23 protein-coding genes and 1 tRNA gene are annotated in these 20,749 nt (G+C 60.9%); 9 read left to right on the top strand and 15 right to left on the bottom strand.

Annotation, left to right across the window (positions count from 1 at the left end):
* Positions 1-103: 103 nt before the first annotated feature.
* Positions 104-1,114, top strand: a complete 1,011-nt coding sequence (locus ACN5AZ_RS12705) for an amino acid ABC transporter substrate-binding protein (protein ID WP_419429264.1) — start codon at positions 104-106, stop codon at positions 1,112-1,114.
* Between the two features lie 4 nt (positions 1,115-1,118).
* Here the strand turns inward: ACN5AZ_RS12705 and ACN5AZ_RS12710 are convergent, their stop codons facing one another.
* The 10 genes from ACN5AZ_RS12710 to rpmH form a co-directional block, all read right to left on the bottom strand.
* Complete coding sequence (locus ACN5AZ_RS12710) at positions 1,119-1,607, bottom strand: SixA phosphatase family protein (RefSeq protein WP_419429265.1); 489 nt, start codon at positions 1,605-1,607, stop codon at positions 1,119-1,121.
* A 4-nt stretch (positions 1,608-1,611) separates the two neighbouring features.
* On the bottom strand, positions 1,612-2,268 hold the full coding sequence (locus ACN5AZ_RS12715) for a ferredoxin (RefSeq protein ID WP_419429266.1): 657 nt from the start codon (positions 2,266-2,268) through the stop codon (positions 1,612-1,614).
* Positions 2,265-3,155 carry an acetylglutamate kinase gene (gene argB / locus ACN5AZ_RS12720; RefSeq protein ID WP_419429267.1) on the bottom strand — a complete coding sequence of 297 codons (891 nt, stop codon included), beginning with the start codon at positions 3,153-3,155 and terminating at the stop codon, positions 2,265-2,267. The genes ACN5AZ_RS12715 and argB overlap by 4 nt, the downstream gene beginning before the upstream one ends.
* A 67-nt stretch (positions 3,156-3,222) precedes the next feature.
* The gene (gene yihA, locus ACN5AZ_RS12725; RefSeq protein WP_419429268.1) at positions 3,223-3,876 is read right to left on the bottom strand and encodes a ribosome biogenesis GTP-binding protein YihA/YsxC; all 654 of its coding nucleotides are present in this window, start codon (positions 3,874-3,876) and stop codon (positions 3,223-3,225) included.
* A 288-nt stretch (positions 3,877-4,164) separates the two neighbouring features.
* Positions 4,165-5,964: a membrane protein insertase YidC gene (gene yidC, locus ACN5AZ_RS12730; protein ID WP_419429269.1), complete on the bottom strand. Its 1,800-nt coding sequence runs from the start codon at positions 5,962-5,964 to the stop codon at positions 4,165-4,167.
* A gap of 165 nt (positions 5,965-6,129) precedes the next feature.
* Positions 6,130-7,674, bottom strand: coding sequence for a putative bifunctional diguanylate cyclase/phosphodiesterase (locus tag ACN5AZ_RS12735; RefSeq protein ID WP_419429270.1), 1,545 nt, complete (start codon positions 7,672-7,674; stop codon positions 6,130-6,132).
* 91 nt (positions 7,675-7,765) lie between these two features.
* Positions 7,766-8,608, bottom strand: coding sequence for a tRNA 2-thiocytidine(32) synthetase TtcA (gene ttcA, locus ACN5AZ_RS12740; protein WP_419429271.1), 843 nt, complete (start codon positions 8,606-8,608; stop codon positions 7,766-7,768).
* Positions 8,609-8,665: 57 nt separating this feature from the next.
* Complete coding sequence (gene yidD, locus ACN5AZ_RS12745; protein ID WP_419429272.1) at positions 8,666-8,899, bottom strand: membrane protein insertion efficiency factor YidD; 234 nt, start codon at positions 8,897-8,899, stop codon at positions 8,666-8,668.
* Positions 8,896-9,291 (bottom strand): ribonuclease P protein component, encoded by a 396-nt coding sequence (rnpA, locus tag ACN5AZ_RS12750; RefSeq protein WP_419429273.1) that lies wholly within the window; start codon positions 9,289-9,291, stop codon positions 8,896-8,898. Before rnpA ends, yidD begins: the two co-directional genes overlap by 4 nt.
* Before the next feature lie 17 nt (positions 9,292-9,308).
* Positions 9,309-9,443, bottom strand: coding sequence for a 50S ribosomal protein L34 (rpmH, locus tag ACN5AZ_RS12755; protein ID WP_050929300.1), 135 nt, complete (start codon positions 9,441-9,443; stop codon positions 9,309-9,311).
* A gap of 397 nt (positions 9,444-9,840) precedes the next feature.
* Between rpmH and ACN5AZ_RS12760 the strand changes: the two genes are divergently transcribed.
* The 4 genes from ACN5AZ_RS12760 (at position 9,841) to ACN5AZ_RS12775 (ending at position 13,519) form a co-directional block, all read left to right on the top strand.
* Entirely contained in the window at positions 9,841-10,587 is a 747-nt protein-coding gene (locus tag ACN5AZ_RS12760) for a TVP38/TMEM64 family protein (protein ID WP_419429274.1), read from the top strand.
* Position 10,588: 1 nt separating this feature from the next.
* A complete protein-coding gene (locus ACN5AZ_RS12765; protein ID WP_419429275.1) occupies positions 10,589-11,998 on the top strand; it encodes a dihydrolipoyl dehydrogenase family protein in 1,410 nt (469 codons plus the stop codon).
* Positions 11,999-12,004: 6 nt separating this feature from the next.
* Entirely contained in the window at positions 12,005-13,387 is a 1,383-nt protein-coding gene (locus ACN5AZ_RS12770) for a sensor histidine kinase (protein WP_419429276.1), read from the top strand.
* 55 nt (positions 13,388-13,442) lie between these two features.
* Positions 13,443-13,519, top strand: a tRNA-Arg gene (locus ACN5AZ_RS12775).
* Positions 13,520-13,656: 137 nt separating this feature from the next.
* Here ACN5AZ_RS12775 and ACN5AZ_RS12780 read toward each other — a convergent pair.
* A complete protein-coding gene (locus ACN5AZ_RS12780) occupies positions 13,657-13,785 on the bottom strand; it encodes a hypothetical protein (RefSeq protein WP_419429277.1) in 129 nt (42 codons plus the stop codon).
* A 120-nt stretch (positions 13,786-13,905) separates the two neighbouring features.
* Here ACN5AZ_RS12780 and ACN5AZ_RS12785 point away from each other — a divergent pair, with 120 nt between their 5' ends.
* Positions 13,906-13,986, top strand: coding sequence for a hypothetical protein (locus ACN5AZ_RS12785; RefSeq protein WP_419429467.1), 81 nt, complete (start codon positions 13,906-13,908; stop codon positions 13,984-13,986).
* A gap of 220 nt (positions 13,987-14,206) precedes the next feature.
* Entirely contained in the window at positions 14,207-14,668 is a 462-nt protein-coding gene (locus tag ACN5AZ_RS12790) for an NUDIX hydrolase (RefSeq protein ID WP_419429278.1), read from the top strand.
* 40 nt (positions 14,669-14,708) lie between these two features.
* Here ACN5AZ_RS12790 and ACN5AZ_RS12795 read toward each other — a convergent pair whose 3' ends face one another.
* The 4 genes from ACN5AZ_RS12795 to ACN5AZ_RS12810 all read right to left on the bottom strand — a co-directional run bounded on the left by ACN5AZ_RS12795 (position 14,709) and on the right by ACN5AZ_RS12810 (position 18,799).
* The gene (locus tag ACN5AZ_RS12795; protein WP_419429279.1) at positions 14,709-16,010 is read right to left on the bottom strand and encodes a cytochrome-c peroxidase; all 1,302 of its coding nucleotides are present in this window, start codon (positions 16,008-16,010) and stop codon (positions 14,709-14,711) included.
* A gap of 209 nt (positions 16,011-16,219) precedes the next feature.
* Positions 16,220-16,741, bottom strand: coding sequence for a flavin reductase family protein (locus ACN5AZ_RS12800; protein ID WP_419429280.1), 522 nt, complete (start codon positions 16,739-16,741; stop codon positions 16,220-16,222).
* A gap of 10 nt (positions 16,742-16,751) precedes the next feature.
* Positions 16,752-17,645 (bottom strand): aldo/keto reductase, encoded by an 894-nt coding sequence (locus tag ACN5AZ_RS12805; protein WP_419429281.1) that lies wholly within the window; start codon positions 17,643-17,645, stop codon positions 16,752-16,754.
* On the bottom strand, positions 17,645-18,799 hold the full coding sequence (locus tag ACN5AZ_RS12810) for an LLM class flavin-dependent oxidoreductase (protein ID WP_419429282.1): 1,155 nt from the start codon (positions 18,797-18,799) through the stop codon (positions 17,645-17,647). The genes ACN5AZ_RS12805 and ACN5AZ_RS12810 overlap by 1 nt, the downstream gene beginning before the upstream one ends.
* A gap of 84 nt (positions 18,800-18,883) precedes the next feature.
* Between ACN5AZ_RS12810 and ACN5AZ_RS12815 the strand changes: the two genes are divergently transcribed.
* Entirely contained in the window at positions 18,884-19,585 is a 702-nt protein-coding gene (locus tag ACN5AZ_RS12815) for a GntR family transcriptional regulator (RefSeq protein WP_419429283.1), read from the top strand.
* The gene (locus tag ACN5AZ_RS12820) at positions 19,582-20,688 is read left to right on the top strand and encodes a Gfo/Idh/MocA family protein (RefSeq protein WP_419429284.1); all 1,107 of its coding nucleotides are present in this window, start codon (positions 19,582-19,584) and stop codon (positions 20,686-20,688) included. The genes ACN5AZ_RS12815 and ACN5AZ_RS12820 overlap by 4 nt, the downstream gene beginning before the upstream one ends.
* The last annotated feature ends 61 nt before the right edge of the window (positions 20,689-20,749 follow it).

The raw sequence follows: 20,749 nt of genomic DNA on the forward strand, positions 1-20,749 counted from the left end.
AAACTGTGGGCGCTTCGTGGGGCTGTACGGTCAGCGGCCTGCGGGGCTGCGGTGTCGAAAAGGTCGCCGAGCCCAGGCCAGAAGACCCGAGTGAGAGGATGGCATGTACAGGACTTTTTGCGCTGGCGCTTTGATGCTGGCTGCAACCACCGCAACGGCGAACACGCTGGAGGATGTCACAGCACGCGGCACGCTGAACTGCGGCGTAAACGCGGGGCTTGTGGGCTTTGCGATGCAGGACAGCAATGGCACCTGGCGTGGCTTTGACGTGGGCCTGTGCCGCGCTGTTGCCGCTGCGGTTCTGGGAGATCCTGCGGCCGTCAACTTTGTCGAAACCACTGCGGCCAGCCGTTACGACGCGCTGAACGCAGGGGATATCGATCTGCTTGTCCGCAACACCACGTGGAGCTTTTCCAGCGACGTTGACCTGAAAGTCGATTTTGCAGGGATCAATTACTACGACGGGCAGGCGTTTATGGTGCCCAAGGCGCTTGGCCTGTCGTCGGCGCGTGAACTGGACGGTCGGTCGATCTGTATTCAGGAGGGCACAACCAGCGCCCAGAATGTCGCCGAATATTTCCGCCGCTACGAGATGAGCTACCAGAGCGTGGCGATCGAGAACACGGCGGACGCGCAGACCAAATATCTTAACGGGGACTGCGACGTCTACAGCACCGATGCCTCGCAACTGGCGGCGATTCGCGCGACCTTTGCCACGCCAAGCGATCATGTGCTGCTGGAGGATATCATCTCCAAGGAGCCGCTTGGCCCTGCGGTGCGGCACGGCGATGACGACTGGGCCGATGTGGTGCGTTGGACGCTGAATGCGCTGATTGCGGCCGAAGAGCTGGGCGTGACCTCCGCCAATATCGACGAATTGCGCCTGCAGGGGACAGACACGCCCGAGATCAACCGCCTGATCGGCGTTGATGGGGTGCTGGGCGATATGCTGGGGCTGGATGCGGATTGGGCGCTGCGCGCAATCAAGGCAGGTGGCAACTATGGCGAGCTTTTCGCGCGCAACATCGGGGCAAACACGCCGATTGGATTGTCGCGTGGTTTGAACCTGCAATGGACCGAAGGCGGGTTGCTGTATAGCCCTCCGTTCCGCTGAGGCGTCAGTCCGTCAGGTCACGTCCCACAGCAAAATCAACAAGTTGCCCGGTGCCCGGTCGCAGGTCGGCCCAAGTGTCGATATCGAAATCGGTGACCAATGTGGCGCAGGTCGGGTAGTCTTCCCAACGTTCGTGATTGGGGGCTTGGGCGACCAGCACATGGGCGAGGTCGGCAATGCCGGGATTATGGCCGACCAGCAAAACACAGTCGCCAGAGCACCCTCGAAGGTCCGCCAAAAGCGAGTCTGCCTCCGCAAGATAAAGCGATTTGCGGTAACAGGTGGGCGCAGCCATCGCGAGATGTTCCAGCGTCTCACGCGTGCGGGCCGCGCTGGAACACAGGATCTCGTCCGGAATGTACCCCACATCGTGCAGCCACAACCCCATCGCCTGCGCAGACCGACGCCCGCGCCCGTTCAAGGGGCGCGCCACATCGGCGGTCCCATGTTTCCAGTCGGATTTGGCGTGGCGCATCAGGATCAGGCGTTTCATAAGGTTACTCTTTCATGAAGGCCGCCATGTGAAAAGCTGACTGAACGGGTAGGCGGTGGAATTCTGCCGCAGCCGCGCCCGATACGGGACAGGCGCGACGCACCAGACAGCCCTGGTGACAGGTTTTGCCGTCGTCCGTGCGCAGATAGGCTTTGCAGGTTGGCACGTCGTAGGTGTCCTGCCCCAATGCGTCCACCGGGCAAGCGGTGAGGCAGGGGGCATGGCAGCCGGTGCAGGGGCTATCAGGGGCTGCATCCACGGGCAACGGCACCGGCAGCGCAATCGCCCCGCGAAAGGACAGGAACAGCCCTGTCACATCATGCACCAGCAACCCGACAGGAGACGACCAGCAGCGCCCCGAGGCCAGCGCCCATTGGATGAAGGGCGCGAAAGGCGGTCCGTCCGAGGGGAGGATCGCCTTGCCGCCGAATTGTTCTGCAATGGGGGACAGGACGCGGCGCGACCAGCGGTCCAGCGGGTCCGCAGATTGGTCGCGGTATTCGGGGGAGGCGGTGAAGATCTCCCAGAACGCTGGCTCGTCCGGCCCGACCAGAACGATGCTGCGCGTGTCATCGGGCAGCACCTCACAGGGGGCGGGCCCGTTGACCACAGCGCGCGGTATCAGACCGACCGCGCGCAGCGTGTCGGCCAGATCGGTCACTTGCGTTTCAGCGGGGGCAGCGATTCACTGCGGATCATCGAACCTGAGCCATGTTCTGTGAACAACTCCAGCAGGCAGGCGTTGGGCACGCGGCCATCGACGATGACCACCGCGCGAACGCCCTCCTCCAGCGCTTTGAGCGCGGTTTCGGTCTTCGGGATCATGCCGCCCGCGATCACACCCGAATCGGTCAGGCGGCGGATGTCGGCGGGGCTGAGCTCTGTCATGACTTCGCCGCTGTCGTCCTTGACCCCTGCGACATCGGTGAGCAGCAGCAGGCGGTCGGCTTGCAGCGCACCCGCGATGGCGCCAGCCGCGGTGTCGCCGTTCACGTTAAAGGTTTCCAACGGGTCCTCGCCCGTGGCCACAGGCGCTACGACAGGGATGATGCCTGCCGCGAACAGATCGCGCAGCACCTGTACGTTCATTTCGATCGGTTTGCCGACAAAACCCAGTTCGGGGTCGTCTGCGGCACAAACCATCAGGTCGTCATCCTTGCCCGACAGGCCGACCGCGCGGCCGCCCTCGTCCATGATGGCCTGAACGATGCGCTTGTTGACCAGCCCTGTCAGGACCATTTCCACCACCTCGACCGTGGCTTGGTCAGTCACACGCTTGCCCCGGACAAACCGCGATTCGATGTTCAGCTTGGCCAGCATTTCGTTGATCATCGGGCCGCCGCCGTGAACGACGACAGGGTTCACGCCGACCTGTCGCATCAATACGATGTCACGGGCGAACTGGGCCATCGCCTCTGCATCGCCCATGGCGTTGCCGCCGAATTTAACCACAACGATCGCGCCCGAGTAGCGCTGCAGATAGGGCAGGGCCTCGGACAGGGTGCGGGCGGTGGCTTTCCAGTCTTTGTTCATGTTGCGCGGTCTCATTTCGACGTCCTTGGGCGGGGTGCGGCCAACATGCCGCGAAGCGGGGCAAAGTTCCAGTGGCCCTGCGTCAGGTCAGACTGGCAATAATGGCGCGCAGCGTGGGAATGCCGTCACCCTTTTCCGACGAGGTCACCACCAGTTCGGGATAGGCGGCGGGGTGTTTGTTCAACGCGGCGCGCACTTGGGTCAGAACCTTGTCCTGATCCCATTTCTTAACCTTGTCCTGTTTGGTCAGCACGACCTGAAACGGCACAGCAGAGCGGTCGAGCAGGGACATGATCTCCTCGTCAACGGCTTTGACGCCGTGCCGGAAATCCACCAGCACAAAAGCCCGTTTCAAGGTGGCGCGCCCGGACAGATATTGTTTCAACAGGCGCTGCCATTTCTCGACCACCGGCAGGGGCGCGTTGGCGTAACCGTAACCCGGCAGGTCTACGAGGTATTTTTCCGCGCCAAGCGTGAAGTAGTTGATTTCCTGTGTGCGGCCCGGCGTGTTGGAGGCACGTGCCAACGCCTTGCGCCCGGTGAGCGCGTTGATCAGGCTGGATTTGCCCACATTGGACCGTCCGGCAAAGCAGACCTCGGGGCGGTCATCGGGGGGCAGGCCGTCCATGGCCACCACGCCTTTGACGAAATCGACCTCGTCGCCGACAAAAAGTTTGCGCGCGGCCTCGCGGGTCGCGTCATCGGGGGTCTCTGCAATCGGGAATTCTAGCTGCATGCCAGTACCTGTCTCTTGTCGCCCTTGGCGATGCTGTGCGTGTGGGCCGTTCCGGGGCGTTCCCGTAGCCATAGGGTGACCCAAGCCATCAGACCGGGCAACCTGTTTCGATGTCGGTGGCCAATCGCCTTGGGCAAACCAGGCACTGGCATGAAGGGCGGTGCGGGACGCATCCCGACGGTTTGTGCGTTACGCTAAAATGACGACAGGGCGCAAGATGCGCCCCGCCCGGTGGTGTGCCGTCTAACGGTGGATCGCCGCGTCATCTGTGACGCGACGATCCGGCTGTTATTTCGACGCGGTCTTGGCCTTGTTGCCGCGAATGTTGCCGAGAATGTCCGGCTTATACCCGTGGCGGCGCATGATCGTGTACTGCTGGATAAAGGTAATCACGTTGTTTGTGATCCAGTACACCACCAGTCCCGATGCAAACCCACCCAGCATGAACATGAACACCCAAGGCATCCACGCAAAGATCATTTGCTGTGCGGGGTCAGCGGGGGCCGGGTTCAGTTTTTGCTGCAGCCACATGGAAATCCCGAGCAGCAAAGGCAGAATGCCGATGAAGATCAGCGCCATGATGCTGCCACCTTCGGGCGCGCCCCACGGGAGCAGGCCAAACAGGTTGAAGATAGAGGTGGGGTCCGGCGCGCTGAGGTCGCGGAAGGGACCAAAGAAGTCCGCATGACGCAGTTCCAGCGTGACGAAAATCACCTTGTACAGCGAGAAGAAGATCGGGATCTGCAGCAAGATCGGCAGGCAGCCGGCGGCAGGGTTGACCTTTTTCTCTTTGTACAGGGCCATCATGTCCCGCTGGAGCTTTTCGCGGTCGTCGCCGGCACGCTCCTTGATCTTCTCCATTTCCGGCTGGAGCTCTTTCATCTTCGCCATGGAGGCGTAGGATTTATAGGCCAGCGGGAAAAGGATCGCCTTCAGCAGAACTGTCAGCGCGATAATGGCCAGACCCATGTTGCCGATCATCAGGTTCAGCCAGTGCAGAACCGCAAAGATCGGCTTCGTCAGGAAGAAGAACCAGCCCCAGTCGATCGAATCGATGAAACGGTCAATGCCCTGGGCCTGATACTCGCGAATGGTTTCCCATTCTTTGGCGCCCGCAAACAAGCGGGTCGAGACCGCGACGGTTTCACCGGCGGCGAGCTGGCGGGTCGCAAGAACAGCCTCGGACTGATAGATGTCGCTGCGCGGATCGTATTTGATGACTGATTTGAATGGCTGATCGTTGCCGGGCACCAACATGGCCATCCAGTAGTGATCGGTGAACCCGACCCAGCCGCTTTGTTCAGCGCGTTCGACCGTGGCGGGCGCGCCTTCGCTTGCGTTGACGTCGAGGTCCGGCATATCCGCATAAGTCGTCAGTTCCAGAATGCCGTCCGACATCTGCATGGCACCTTCATGCAAGACGAAGAAACGCTTGCCTTCGGGTTCGCCGTGACGTGCCACGATGCCATAGGGCGCGAGGCTGACATTGGCGTCAGTAGGGTTTTCCACTGTTTGCGTGACGTCAAACATATAGTCGGCGTCGATGGAAATCTCGCGCCGGAACACCAGCCCGGTGGGGCTGTCCCAACGGAGGGTGATCGGGGCGTCCGGTGTGAGGTTTTCACCGGATTCCAGCGTCCACTGCGTGTTCGCGCCGGGCACATCATCACCGGCAAGGCCGTTGCCGGGCGCCCAACCGTAAAGAACGTAATAGGCATCGTCGTTGCCGACCGGGTCGAGCATCTGGACGATTTCATCACTGTCCAACGATACGGTGTAGTCCTTGAGGCGGAGATCATCGATCCGGCCACCCAACAGCGAAATGCTACCTTCGACGCGCGGCGTGTCGACGGCGATCCGAGGTGCATCGGATGCGGTGGTCTCTGGCGCGATTTGGTCTGTCGTTCCCGGTGCCGCGGCAGGGGCAGATGCCACGCCATCGGCGGAAGGAGCGATAGTTTCGGTCACCGCGGCGGGATCATTGGGATCCTCCACCGGTGGGGGCGGTTGGAAGAAGATGAACCAGACGAGCATGACGGCAAAGCTAAGCACCGTCGCCAGTAGTAGGTTCTTGTTCTGTTCATCCATCGGGGGGGCCTGCCTTTCCGTTTGAAAGTCCCGACGGGTTCAAACGCCCCAAGGCCCAAAGGTCAAGCATATTTCCGTTCCGCAAGCGGGATCTGGGCAAAACGCCACAAGAATGCGTGTTTCGAAGAGAGATCAAGACGCCCGTCCCTAGGTTCGCAAGTCGCGCTATCCAGAGCGACGGGTGAGCTTTTCCGCCTCCGCGATACGGGCCGCGTGGGATTGAGCCCACTCGATGAGCTGATCCGCTGGCATGGGGCGGGCGATACCGAAGCCTTGGACGTGGTGGCAACCCAACTGCGCCAGCAGGGCGTGTTCGCCGACGCTTTCGACGCCCTCGGCGAGGGTTTCCAACCCAAGGCGGTCAGCCATGCCCAAGACTGCCGCGAGCATCCGACGCTGATCCTCATCGCGGTCAATGCGTGATACGAAGCTGCGGTCAATTTTGATACGATGGACTGCGAACCTGCGCAGCGACGTGATGGACGCATGGCCGGTGCCAAAATCGTCCAGATCGATATGGCATCCGAGCTTGCTCAGCTCAACAATGTTGCGCGCGACGATCCCCTCCGGCGAGCCGGCGATGACGGTTTCAAGAACTTCTACGCCCAGCCGGTGCGGGGGCAGCCCGAATCGGTCCAATTCCCATTTGATACGTTCAACCAGCCGAGGGGCGCGAAGTTCGTTGTCAGAGAAGTTTACGCTGACACGTGGCACTGCAAGGCCTGCGGTGTCCCAGCTGCGCAATGCCGTTAGCGAGTGCTGCAAAACGACTTCGCTTAGCTTTTCCATACGACCCGATTCCTCGAGCACGCGCAGGAACTGCGAGGGCGGCACGATGCCACGGGTGGGATGAAGCCAGCGGGCCAAGGCCTCGACCCCGCTGATGCGGCCGGTCGATGTGCAAATCTGGGGCTGGAACCAAGGCTGGATTTGCCCATCGGCAAGCGCCTGATCTATCTCCGAGGTCAGTGCCTTTTGCTCTCGGTGGGCGAGGCGCATATGCTCTGACCATGCGCGGATGGCGGATGGCCCGTTGGCGATCGCCTCTTTCAGGGCAACTTGGGCGGCCTCGATAAGCTGTTGGCCAGTGGCCGCTGCGGCCAGCCGCGGGCTGCCGCAAAAGCCGATGCAGGCCGAGAGATAGCGCATTTGGTTGTCGACGGCGGCGGGTTCTTCGACGGCATTCTGAATGCGCGAGGCAAGCTGCAACAGCGCTTCTAAATCCAGTCTTAGCGATGGGCCCAAAAACAATATGTAACGGCTGTCAGTGGTGCGAACCGCGACATCGTCCCTTCGCAGCGTGTTGCGGATGCGGGACAAGGTAAGGTCGCGCAATGTATCCGCGGTATCCCCAGAGGATTGCATATCCACATCTTCAAGACCATCGACCTGGACGATCATGCAGGCTGTCGCAAGATTGGCGGCTTGCGCACGGTTTAACGCATGCTGCGCCATGTCCTTGGCAGCATTCCGGTCGACGGCTTCAGGCGTGTCAGCAGCCCGAGGCGGAAGCGGGTCCGGAGCGGCGCGGTTGGCCAGCGCATAAAGCGCGGGTACGGCAAGGGCGGTCGCAATCAACAACCCCTCGCCGCCAATCCAAAACCCGGCCAGCGACAGTGCGGGCAGAAAAGCCAGCGCCTGCGGACCGGAGAGGCCGCGTTTGATCCCGGATATGAGACGGGTCGAAATATGGTTTATGGCCGCCTTCATATGCCTGTTCCTTTGCCTGACAGGATCAGACTAGCGCAGGCAGGTAACTTGGTTCTTAACGGGCGGTTCGTTTTTGTTCAGAAGACGTTCTTCAATCGTTCGGTGGGGGCACCGAAAGCCCGGCAAAATCGAACAATTTCGGATCAAGCATGTGGGACGGGCGCACATTCATCAAGGAGCGGAACATCACCTGCCGGCGTCCGGGGCTGTTTTTCTCCCACCCATCAAGGATTTGCTTCACTTGCTGACGTTGCAGGCCGTCCTGGCTGCCACAGAGATCGCAGGGGATGATCGGGTATTTCATTTCTTTGGCAAATTTTTCGCAATCGGCCTCGGCCACATGCGCCAGAGGCCGCATCAAAAGCAGATCCCCTTCTTCATTTACCAGCTTTGGCGGCATGGTCGCCAGTCTTCCTCCGTGGAACAGATTCATGAAGAAAGTCTCAAGAATATCATCACGGTGGTGGCCGAGAATCACCGCGTTGCACCCTTCCTCGCGCGCGATCCGGTACAGATTGCCACGGCGCAGGCGAGAGCAGAGCGCACAGAAAGTGCGCCCTTGGGGGACTTTGTCCATGACGATGGAGTAGGTGTCCTGATATTCGATCCGATGCGGAACCTGCATTTTTTCAAGGAATTCGGGAAGAACGGTCGCGGGAAATCCCGGCTGCCCCTGATCAAGATTGCAGGCCAGAAGCTCGACCGGCAGAAGACCACGCCATTTCAATTCGTAGAGAATCGCCAGCAGGGTATAGGAATCCTTGCCGCCCGAGAGGCAGACCAGCCATTTTTGAGGCTTGTCCCCGTCGACCATCCCATAGTGTTCCACGGCCTCGCGTACGTTCTGGACCAGACGTTTGCGCAGCTTTTTAAATTCGGTGGTTTTGGGCGCGCCGTAAAACAGCGGATGAATTTCGTCGGCATCATCAAGCATGGGTGGGGCCCTTTGTTCCAGCGTCAGGTCGGTCTGTTTATAAGACGGTATCGTCGTTCAGGTTTTGTCTTTTGGAGGCACGTTGTCGATGCCCGATCCGCCCCATGGGTTGCAGCGGATAATCCGGCGCACAGTGAGCCAACTGCCCCGCAGCGCGCCATGGGTTTCTAGCGCTTCCATCGCGTATGCGGAACAGGTGGGGTGGAAGCGGCATCCGTGACCCACCCAAGGGGATGCAACCAGCCGATAGGCGCGGACCGGCAGCGACACGACCCATGCCAGCGGGGTCACGGCTTTGGTCCGTGAAGCTTGGCCAAAGCACGGCGCAGATCGGCTTGCATCGCCTCGAAATCATGGTTGGCTGTCTTTTCAGCGCGGCCAATCAGGACATAGTCGTGATCCGGCAAGCCGTGCTGGGGCAGAACTAGCCGCGCAATTTCGCGCAGCCGGCGTTTGGCTCGGTTGCGGGCGACGGCATTGCCGACCTTCTTTGAGCAGGTGAACCCGATGCGCATGCCCTCGGCCTCGCCCGCCTTGCGCTGTCGGGCCTGCAGCAGGAACGCAGGGCAGGGCACCCGCCGTGCATTGGCCGCACGCAGGAAATCCGCCCGCTTTGCGAGCACCTCAAATGACGAAGAACCCGCCGCGGCATGATCCGGGGCGGGTGCTTGTGTCGCAGCCATAAACTGGTCTGTCCGGCTCAGGCGCTGAGGACCTTGCGGCCACGTGCACGGCGCGCGTTCAGGATCTTGCGGCCAGCTTTGGTTGCCATGCGCGCACGGAAACCGTGGCGGCGCTTGCGGACGAGGTTCGACGGTTGAAAAGTGCGTTTCATCGCGGTTGCTCCGGGTTCATTGGCTGACGACGCGTGTCGCCGCCAGGAATATTCGAAGCCCGTCCTATAGGGGGGCATAAAGACATTGTCAAATATCCGTTTTGGAACATCCGACAATTCATTCCGATTTCGAAGCGACGTGCGACGGATAGGCGATGTTACCTGATAATTCGATTGAAATTCCAGAGCATTATCCGGCTGAGGCCAAGGGCGTTCTAGGGTTTTGTTACAGTCCAGACAGTAGACCCGTCAGCGAATGTTTCAGAATTGACCGGATGGGGGCGAATCTATCACGGGCGTGATCGTTTCCTTCAACCCCGCGTGAGGCGGCCGTTGCAGGGGGCGCATGAGCGCCATCTTTGATGCAAGTTACAGCGCAACCACAGGCCCCAACCCGATGAGTGACATGACCCAAACAGACAGTACCCCGCAACAGCCTAAGAGCTGGACCCGCCATTTGCCGCTGATCGCCATTGCGACCGTGGCGATTGTCGGGGCCTTCACCTTACGCGATTACATCAGTTTCGACACGCTCGCCGCCAACCGCGAAAAGCTGCTGGCCTTGCGCGATTCCAACTACATCCTGATGGCGATGGGGTTTGTGGCAATCTACGTGGCCATCGTGGCGTTTTCCCTGCCCGGTGCGGCGGTGGCATCGGTGACCGGCGGCTTTCTGTTCGGGCTTTGGGCGGGCACAGCATATAATGTGCTGGCGGCCACTTTGGGGGCGGTGGCGATCTTTCTGGCGGCGCGCGCTGGTCTGGGTCAAACGCTTTCGGCCAGGATGGACGGGGCCGAAGGCCGATGGAAACGAGTGCGTGACGGGCTGAAAGACAACGAAATCTCGGTCCTGTTCATGCTGCGTCTGGTGCCGGTTGTGCCGTTCTTTGTGGCCAACCTGCTGCCTGCACTGGTCGGGGTGAAGCTGCGTAACTTCGTGTTCACCACGGCCTTGGGCATCGTGCCTGGCGCGTTGGTCTTCACGTCGATTGGCGTGGGTCTGGGTGAGGTGTTTGACCGAGGCGAGCGGCCCGATCTGTCGCTTCTGTGGGCGCCGCATGTGATCGGCCCTATCCTGGGACTGGCGGCCCTGTCGGCCATGCCCATTGTTATCAAAGCCCTGCGCGGCAAGAAGGATATCTGAAATGCAAAACCTGAAATGTGATATCCTGATCATCGGCGCGGGCTCGGGCGGTTTGTCCGTGGCAGCGGGGGCTGCCCAAATGGGCGCGGATGTGATCCTTCTGGAAGGACACAAAATGGGGGGCGACTGCCTGAACTACGGCTGCGTTCCGTCCAAGGCGCTGATTGCCTCCGGTGGTCGGGCGCAGGGTATGCGCGGCGCCTCCGCCTATGGCGTGGCTTCGGTCGAGCCTGACATTGATTACGCCGCGGCCAAGGATCATGTCCATGGCGTCATCGACCAGATCGCCCCGATGGACAGCGTCGAAAGGTTCGAGGGATTCGGCGTCCGCGTGATCCGCGAATATGGCCGGTTCGTTTCCGAGACAGAGGTTGAGGCGGGCGACTATCGCATCACCGCGCGGCGCATCGTTCTGGCCACCGGGTCTTCACCGTTGGTGCCGCCGATTCCCGGTCTGTCGGATGTGCCCTATCTGACCAACGAATCCCTGTGGGAGCTGCGCGAGCGGCCCGAGCATCTGTTGGTCATCGGCGGCGGCCCCATCGGGATGGAGATGGCACAGGCCCATGCGCGGCTCGGCTCCAAAGTCACGGTGATCGAGGGGGCCAAGGCGCTGGGCCGCGATGATCCCGAAGCCGCAGCCATCGTGTTGGATCGCCTGCGCAGCGAAGGTGTCGAGATCGTCGAAGATGCCAAAGTCACCAAGGTCGCCGCCGGCATCACGGTCGAGGTCGAGGATGGCCGCAGCTTCACCGGCTCTCACCTGTTGGTGGCGGTTGGTCGCAAGACCAACACGGAACGCCTGAACCTTGAGGCGGCGGGGATCGAGACCACAAAGGCGGGCATTCAGGTCGACGATCACCTGAAGACCAGCAACCGCCGTGTCTATGCCATCGGTGATGTGGCCGGTGGGATGCAGTTCACCCATCTGGCAGGCTATCACGCCGGCATTATTGTACGCTCCGCCGTGCTGGGATTGCCGGCCAAGGCCAAAACGGATCACATCCCGCGCGCGACCTACACCCAGCCCGAACTGGCGCAGGTCGGGCTGAAAGAGGCGGAAGCCCGTGAAAAGCACGGTGAGTCGATGGAGGTCGCGCGGTTTGACTTTCACCACAATGACCGGCTGATCGCGGAGCGTCAGACCACCGGTTTCATCAAGGCCATGGTGGTCAAGGGCAAGCCGGTCGGTGTCACGATTGTGGGGGCTCAGGCGGGCGAATTGGTCAATCTCTGGTCGTTGGTTATTGCCAACGGGCTGAAAATGTCGGCAGTTTCTGCGATGGTTTCGCCCTATCCGACCGTCGGAGAGATTAACAAACGCGTCGCAGGTGCCTATTTCACGCCAAGACTGTTTGAAAACGAAACCGTGAAAAAGATCGTAAAGCTGGTGCAACGCTGGCTGCCGTAGGTGCTGATGCTGAATTCCCTCTCTGGACGTTTCCTGTTCTTGACCGTCATTTTCGTCATGCTGGCAGAGGTTCTGATTTTTGTGCCCTCTGTGGCGCGGTTCAGAGAGGATTACCTGCTGGCCCGTCTTGAACGGGCGCAGATCGCCTCTTTGGCTTTGCTGGCCGATGACATGCTGTCGGCGGAGCTGGAGGCGGAGCTGCTCGACAATGCTGGCGTCTACAACGTGGTTTTGCGCCGTGACACGATCCGGCAGTTGGTCCTGAGCTCACCGATCCCGGCGGAGATTGACCAATCCTTCGATCTACGCGACGCCACGGCGCTGGATCTGATCCGTGACGCCATGATGCGGCTTTTGTCGAACGAGCCGTCGATTATCCGTGTGATTGGCGCGCCGTCTTTGGACGCGGGCCAACTGATCGAGGTCACGATGGACACCGCCGATCTGCGCGTGGCCATGCTCGACTACGGGATGCGGGTTCTGCTGCTGTCTGCGGTGATTTCGATCATCACGGCAGGGATGCTGTTTCTGGCGGTGCGTCGTCTTATCGTGACGCCGATGAAGGGCGTGATCAGTCATATGATGTTATACGCCGAAGCCCCTGAAGACGCGCGGCGGATCATCACCCCGCGCGCCCGCGTGCATGAGCTGCTGGAGGCGGAAACCGCGCTGCAAGCGATGGAGACGCAACTGACACAGGCGCTGCGCCAGAAAGAGCGGCTCGCCCAGCTTGGTGGCGCTGTCGCCCGCGTCTCTCATGACCTACGCAACATTCTGACATCGGCGCAGCTATTCACCGACCGGATCGAGATGTCCGAGGATCCGACAGTCAAGCGGATGGCGCCCAAGCTGGTGAACTCCATCGCGCGGGCGGTCAGCCTGTGCGAGAACACCCTTGCCTTTGGTCGCGCCGAGGAACCTGCACCCGCGCTGACATTGTTCAACCTCGCCGAATTGGCCAACGAGGTGATGGAGGCCGAGCGTCTGGCCATCGGCGATGCGGACGTCTCCCTGTCCGAAGACATCCCCGCCAGCCTGATGGTGCGCGGCGATCCCGAACAGATTTACCGGTCCTTGTCCAACCTCGTGCGCAATGCGCGTCAGGCCATCGTCGCGACCGGCCAGCCGGGAGAGATTTCAGTCTCCGCCCGCAGTGAAGATGACGCTTGGCTGATCGAGGTTGCGGACACCGGACCGGGTCTGCCGCCCAAAGCCCGCGAACATCTGTTCCAGCCGTTTCAGGGTGGCGTGCGCAAGGGCGGCTCTGGTCTGGGTCTGGCCATCGTTTCCGAACTGATCCGCGGGCATGGTGGAAATTTGACCCTAAAAAATACAGATAATACAGGCACTTGCTTTGAAATCCGGCTGCCGATGGGAAATATGTCATAAAAAATCAAAAAAGGCGCTTGCGCATCCCCGGTGGCAAATGTATTCCCCGCCTCACGGACCGATAGCTCAGCTGGATAGAGTACTTGACTACGAATCAAGGGGTCGGGGGTTCGAATCCTCCTCGGTCCGCCAGAATTCAGAAGGCCGTGTCAGACACCTGACACGGCCTTTTATTTTGGCCGGTTTTGCAGGTTTACGGGCAACCGAATTTGGCGCCGGTCACGGCCATCTGCCTAGGCCCTGCTTTCGGTGTCCCGCATATTCATCAGTCAAGCGCGGGTCTGCAATGTGGCCTCGGAGCTTTCTTGTCTCGGGCGCAGCAGGTGAAAGCCCATGTCCCCCTCCAGTGCCTCGTTGTTCGATATGGGGGCAGACGTACATTCCGCCTGCTGGGACATAAATCGTTAGGAGGCAAAGGTCGGAGTCAAGCGAGCGCGGATGCCGCCACGGGCTTTGGGTGGTCGCCTTAGACTTTGTACCTTTTCCTTGTGGGTGTTCTGGGGAGGTTCATCGTTGGCGTGCTTTGGGACGAAAGGGCTAGTAGGCAGATTTACCTTGGGGTGTTTGGGTTCCTGCTGGTCAGTCTTTTCGGTCAATAGATGGAGAGTTTCAGTTATTACTCGGCATATTTGCGACCGTACGCGCAATAAAATTGTCCTTGTGTGGCAATGCGATGGCTGCGTTGACACATATTCAGGCGCTTTCGACGGCTCCGATCCCTTTATTCCGCGCCCTTTTCGGCATATTAACACCTCCCTGTTCTAAGTGCGCCGCCCGTTGGCGGCATGTGTTTGTGTTCACCTCGTGGGAGGAAATCCGATGCCCAAGGTCGGAGACCAGATTGCTGCGCTCGCCATGAAGTGGGATCGCGAAAAGGCCATTCAGGTCCTTATGATCACATCCCGTGACACGGGACGGTGGGTCATGCCCAAAGGGTGGGAGATGGACGGCAAAAAGCCGTGGCGCGCCGCCGAGATCGAAGCGCTCGAAGAGGCGGGGGCCGTCGGTCATATCGGGTCGGACCTGCTGGGCACGTACACCTATGACAAGATCCTGAAAGATGGCTCGGCTCAGCCCTGTCTGGTGCGCGTCTACCCCTTGCTGGTGGACAAGCTGAAACGCAATTGGAAAGAGCGTAAGGAGCGGAAGCGCCGCTGGTTCTCGCCCGCAGCCGCAGCCAAGCGTGTTGCAGAGCCCGAACTGGCTCAGCTGCTTCGGTCACTAGAGGATGATTCAAACCGCCGCGCCGAAGTGTTCGACTGGTTCAAGGATTGCGCCTGATCGGAGCTGCGCGGACGGGGCTGCCCGCCCGCGCCATCGATTAATCCACTGGCAAGCCTGATGGCACCCGGTCGGGGCGTCCCAATGGGCGCTGCAAGGCGGTTTCGCCCGTCAGCGCATGCAAGAAAGCCTCCAGCGCGTCGATGTCGGCCTCGACCATTTCCACCGGCGCGATATCCAGCGTGGTCGCCTGCCGTTCCTGTTCCGCGTAGTGGGCAACAATTGTGAAGTCATGATCCGCCAGCCAAGGCACGTCCGGCAGGCGCGCCATGCCCGGCGTCCAATTGGCGCGCATGGTCACGGGATCACACATATGCCGGATCATATCGCGCAGGTTGGAATAGGCCCCGTTGTGCCCCCATGGCCCTGACAGGGCCACGTTGCGCAGGCTGGGCGTACGGAACTTATACGCGTCCAGCGGATCGCGGGTGGTTTCCATGCGCCCCATATCGCGGGGCAGGTCGTTGCCATCGAATTTACGGCCGGGCCCGAACTGCGGCACGCCGGCGGCGTAGAAATTCTGATCGGTGAACAGCGGGCCGGAATGACACGCGGCACATCCCGCATCCCCGAAAAACAGCATACGCCCGCGTTCCGCCAACGGGTCGAGCGGTGTGCCGTCGCGCAAATAGGCATCAAAGGGGCTGTCAAAGCTCTGCCATTCCGAGGTTTCAAAAGCCGCAATCGCATTGGCAATATGCGTGATTTCGATGTCATCGGCTTGCGTGACGTCATCGAAGGCGACGCTGAAAGCCGCCACATAGGCGGGCTTGTCGCGGACGCGCTGGGCGACGACCTCCCACCCGGCTGTGAAGCTTTGGGCAAAGGCCGCGGCGATGTCGTTGTCCTCTGCCTGTCCCGCCATTTCGGCAGCGGAGGTCAGCGGGAACAGCGCCTGCGCCGCCACAATGGAACTTAGGCCCATCGGGGTCTGGTCCTTGGCGGGCGTGCGAAACCCGGACGGCTGGGACGGGTCGGTTTGCACCCGACCGTCATGAAACAGCGTATGCCGGTCCTTATGCCCGACGTTCCAAAGCGCGGGCGCATTGCGCGGGATGCGTTCGTGGATCTGGGTGGCGCCGACTGTGCCGGACCGGCGGTTTTCCCCCAGTCCGAAACCGCCTTCTCCGATGCCGAGGCTTAGCCCGTCGGTGCCGTGCAGGCTGTGATGATGGCATGTGGCGCAACTGATGTTGCGATTGCCCGACAGCATCTTGTCGTAGAACAACAGCTGCCCAAGCCGTGCCTGCGCGGGATCGGCGTGGACGTAGTCGGCGGGGGTGATTGTCTCATCACCATTGGCAAAAGCGCCGGTGGCGAGAAGAAAGGGCAGGGCGCGCAAAGCGCGTCTGATGGAAAGAGAAAATAAATGCATCAAGGGCATGGCAGACCTTTGATCTGAAAAAATGAAAATTACTAACTAAAATGTGAACAGATCAGAGGTTTGGCGCAAGCCATAGATTCCGGACCTTGAGGCGAGTTATCCCCGGAAATCGCGCGAACGGCTGATTTCCAGGGATCATTTCCCGTTAACGGAATGGGGCTGCGCCATCAGGTGGGCGCAGCCAGTCGCCCATAGAACCCTGCGTGGAACAGCAAGGGTGCATCGGGCGCACCTTTGGGGCGGGCGCTGACACGATGGACGTGCCCCACCAGAATGGTGTGGTCGCCCGCGTCATGGGCCGCTTCAAGAGAGCATTCAAAACGCGACAGGCAGCCTTCGATCAATGGGGTGCCGTGGGCGTCATAGCTGAGCGTGCAATCGTCAAAGGCGTCGCCGGTTTTGGCAAATCCGTTGCAGATCGCCTCTTGCTCGCTGCCCATCACATGGATGGCAAAGCGTTCGGCGGCGCAAAACAGCGGGTGGCGATACGAATTCTTGGCCGGAGACCACAGGACCAGCGGCGGGTCCAGCGAAACAGAGGCAAAGCTGTTCGCCGTGATGCCCAGCGGGCCGTCGGGCGTGTTGCAGGTGACCACGCAGACGCCGGTGGCGAATCGACCCAGCGCATCGCGAAAGGCGCGCGGGTCGGCATCTGAGGGGTCAAAGATATGCGGCGGATGATCTGTCATGGTCACGGACTTAGGGCACCTCATGCCCGAGGGCGAGGGTGTACAGCTCATACCATGTTTCACGATCCAATTTGACGCGGGCCGCGTCACCGATGCTGGCAATGCGCGACAGGGTGTTTGTGCCCAGAACCGGCAGGATCGTCGCGGGGTGGCGCAGCAGCCAAGCCACCGCCACGGCAGCGGCGTCAGTGTCATATTCCGCGCCAATGGCGGTCAGCTTTTCACGAAGCGCGCCAGAGCTTTGCGCAAACAGGCTGCCCCCGCCCAAGGGCGACCATGCCATCACCGGATGGTCCTGCCGCTGGTGAAACGCCAGATCGCCATTGGTCAGCGGGTCGTTGTGGACCAGCGAAATCTCGATCTGGTTGGTCGCCAGCGGGGTGTCCATCGCGGATTGCAACAGCTCCCAGTCCCAGGGGCGGAAGTTTGACACGCCGACAGCGCGCACCTTGCCGGAATTGACGATCTCGTCCAGCGCCGCGCCGGTTTCCTTGTGATCCATCAGCGGATCGGGGCGGTGGATCAGCAACAGGTCGATGCGGTCGGTGTTCATCAGCTTCAGCGATGTGTCGACCGAGTTGCGGATATGCGCGCGCGTGGTGTCATAATATTTGACGCGTTTGTCGGCATAGCGGCCAACGGGCGCGACGATATCGCATTTTGTCACGATCTCGATGCGGTCGCGCAAGTCAGGCGTCAGCGCATGGCCAAGGATCTCTTCGGCCATGTAATCTCCGTAGATGTCGGCCTGATCCATCGTGGTGATGCCCTGTTCAAGGCAGGCCTCGATCTTGGCGCGGATATGATCGGCAGAGGTGTCCTGATCGTCGCCCAGCCGCCACATGCCATAGACAAGGCGGGACAGGGATAGGTCATCAGTCAGTTGAACGCGGTCAAGGGTCATCAGCGGCGGTCTCCTGCGCCAAGCGGCGTCTTCGGGGTCTCGGAGGGTACCCTGCCGTAGACTTTGGGCAGGGAGCATGTGTTCAGATGGGGCATCACGCGGGTGCCGAAATGCTTGCACTCATCCATATGCGGATAGCCCGACAGGATGAAGGCACGGATGCCCATTTTGCGATATTCTTCGAGTTCGGACAGAACCTGATCGGTCGATCCGACGATGGCCGCACCGCAGCCCGAACGCGCACGGCCCACGCCGGTCCACAGATGCGGTTCGACATAGCCGTATTGATCGGCAAGCTCGCGCGCGCGGGCCTGATGCGACACGCCGAGCGAGCCGGAATCCAGCGCGCGGTTGCGGATCAGCTGGCCCATCTCGTCATCAAGTTTCGACGTGATGTATTCCGCGTATTCGCGGGCTTCGGCCTCTGTGTCGCGCACGATCATGTGCACGCGCAGCCCGTAATCCAGCGTCCGGCCATAGCGTTCGGCCACGGCATTGACCGCTTTCATACGCTCGGCGATCTGGTCCTTGGGTTCGGGCCACATCAGGTAGACGTCGCAATGCTGGCCGCACAGTTCCAGCGCGGCGGGCGAATAGCCCCCGAAGTACAACAGCGGGCCGCCGGTCTGGTAGGGTTTGGCGGGATCGGTGGTCAGCCCCGAGAACTGGTAGACCTCGCCGTGATGGTTGATCTCGTCCCGCGTCCACGCCTGTTTGAGGATCTCGACCACCTCGCGCGACCGCTGATAGCGAAAGCCGCTGTCGGCCTTTTCGCCGGGAAAGTCCGAGGAGATGATGTTCACTGTCAGGCGGCCCTGCAGCATATGATCGAGCGTGGCAATTGTGCGTGCCAGCATGATGGGCTGCATCTCGCCGCAGCGAACCGCCGCCAGCATGTTGATCTTCTCGGTGATAGGCGCGCAGCCCGCCACGAAGGACAGCGTGTCCTGACCGACCTGATAGGAGGAGGGGCACAGAATGTTGCGAAAGCCTTGGGCCTCGGCCTCTTTGACGATACCGGAGCAATGCTCCCAAGAGGACCGCAGCCGGCCCTCGGGCACGCCGAGGAATTCGTAATCGTCGGAACATAGGGCTGCGAACCATGACACCTCGGCGGCGTCCAGATCGGGGGAGGTGATGGGCACGACCGTCATGACATGTCTCCGCTGGTCATCTTTTCTATTGCGTAGCAGGGGATTCTGGGTAGATCAATAATGTATCAATCCTTGGATGTCCGAATGACCGATCGCCACGCCTTGCCCCTGTATCTTCAGATCAGCGAAATGCTGATCCGCGACATCAATGCGGGGCGTTTGCAGGATGGTGAACGGTTGCCGCCAGAGCGTGATTACGCGGATGCGCTGGGCATTTCCGTGGGCACGCTGCGCAAGGCGCTGCAGCAGCTTGTGGAAAAGGGGCTGCTGGAACGTGTGCAGGGGTCGGGGAACTACATCCGCGCCCGCGCGGATGTAGAGGCCGTGTATGCCTTCTTTCGGGTCGAGCTTCTGGAGGGCGGTGGCCTGCCCACTGCGCAGGTGCTGGATCTGGCGCGGCTCGCCAAACCCGCTGACCTGCCCGCTTTCGGCACCGACCCCGAGGCCTATCGCATCCGTCGCCTGCGCTATCTGAACAAGACGCCAGCGGTGCTTGAAGAGATCTGGCTGGACGCGTCCTATGCGCCGCGCCTGTCGCGCGACAACCTTTCCGAGTCCTTATACCTGTATTACCGCGACAGGCTGGGTCTGACGATCCACCGCGCGGAGGACCGCATGACGCTGGAACAGGTTCCCGACTGGGCACCTCCCACCTTTGGATTGACGCCAGGCGCGCCTGCGTTATGCGCCCACCGGATAAGCTATGACCATGCCGGAGGCCGCCCCGAGGTGTCCCGCGGCTGGATCGATACCAATGTTGCAACCTATGTGGCCCGACTGAAATGATAAAAACAAACGACGAAATCCGCTACGGCGTCATTGGCTGTGGCATGATGGGGCAGGAGCATCTGCGCAATATTGCCTTGCTCGATGGGGCGCGCGTCTCTGCGATCTTTGAACCCGATGATATGATGCTGCGCGCCGCACGGCTGTTGGTGCCGGACGCGGCGGTCTGCCCGGATGTTGCGTCCCTGCTGGCGCGCCAAGATGTGGATGCGTTGCTGGTGGCCAGCCCGAACCACCTGCACGTGCCGCAACTGCGCGAAATCGCGGCGACACGCCCCTTGCCCTTGTTGATGGAAAAGCCGCTGTTCACCGATCCGGCAGATGTGGCCGAGGTTAAGGCATTGGGGGAGTCCTATCCCGCGCCGATCTGGGTGGCGATGGAATACCGTTACATGCCGCCGATCGCGAAGTTCCTGCAAGAGGCCCATGCCGCCACGGGCGGGATCAAGATGCTGACCATTCGTGAGCACCGTTTCCCTTTTCTACCGAAAGTCGGAAACTGGAACCGGTTCAACCGCAACACCGGCGGCACGCTGGTCGAGAAATGCTGTCACTTTTTCGATCTGATGCGCAGCGTCCTGCAGGCAGAGCCGGTGCGCGTCATGGCCAGCGCAGGTCAGGCGGTGAACCACCGCGACGAGGTCTATGATGGCGAAGCCTCGGACATCTGGGACAGCGGTTATGTCATCGTAGATTTCGACAACGGCTCAAAGGCCATGCTGGAACTGTGCATGTTCGCCGAAGGGTCGGAATACCAAGAGGAACTTTCCGCTGTTGGCCCTGATGGCAAGATCGAAGCGCTGGTCCCCGGTCCGGGGCGGTTCTGGCCCTCCGATCTGGGCGCGCCGCCGGTGCCGAAGGTTATTGTCAGCCCCCGCGCGCCGCGCGGCCCGCGGGTTTTGGACATCCCCGTAGACCCAAATCTGCTGGAAGCGGGCGACCACAACGGCGCGACATTCTACCAGCACGAGCGGTTTCTGGCATCGGCGAGGGGGAAAGTGGCACCGGAAGTCTCCCTTTTGGACGGGCAAATTGCGGTGCAAATGGGGCTCGCAGCGCAGCAATCCGCGCGCACGGGTCAGGCGGTTTCCCTGATCGATTAACCAGTAAAACAGGCGGTCAAAGCGATTTGACCGCCACATTTATGCCACATTTCGGTGCGGA

This window comes from Sagittula sp. SSi028, from assembly GCF_048553715.1.
Classification (GTDB): Bacteria; Pseudomonadota; Alphaproteobacteria; order Rhodobacterales; family Rhodobacteraceae; genus Sagittula.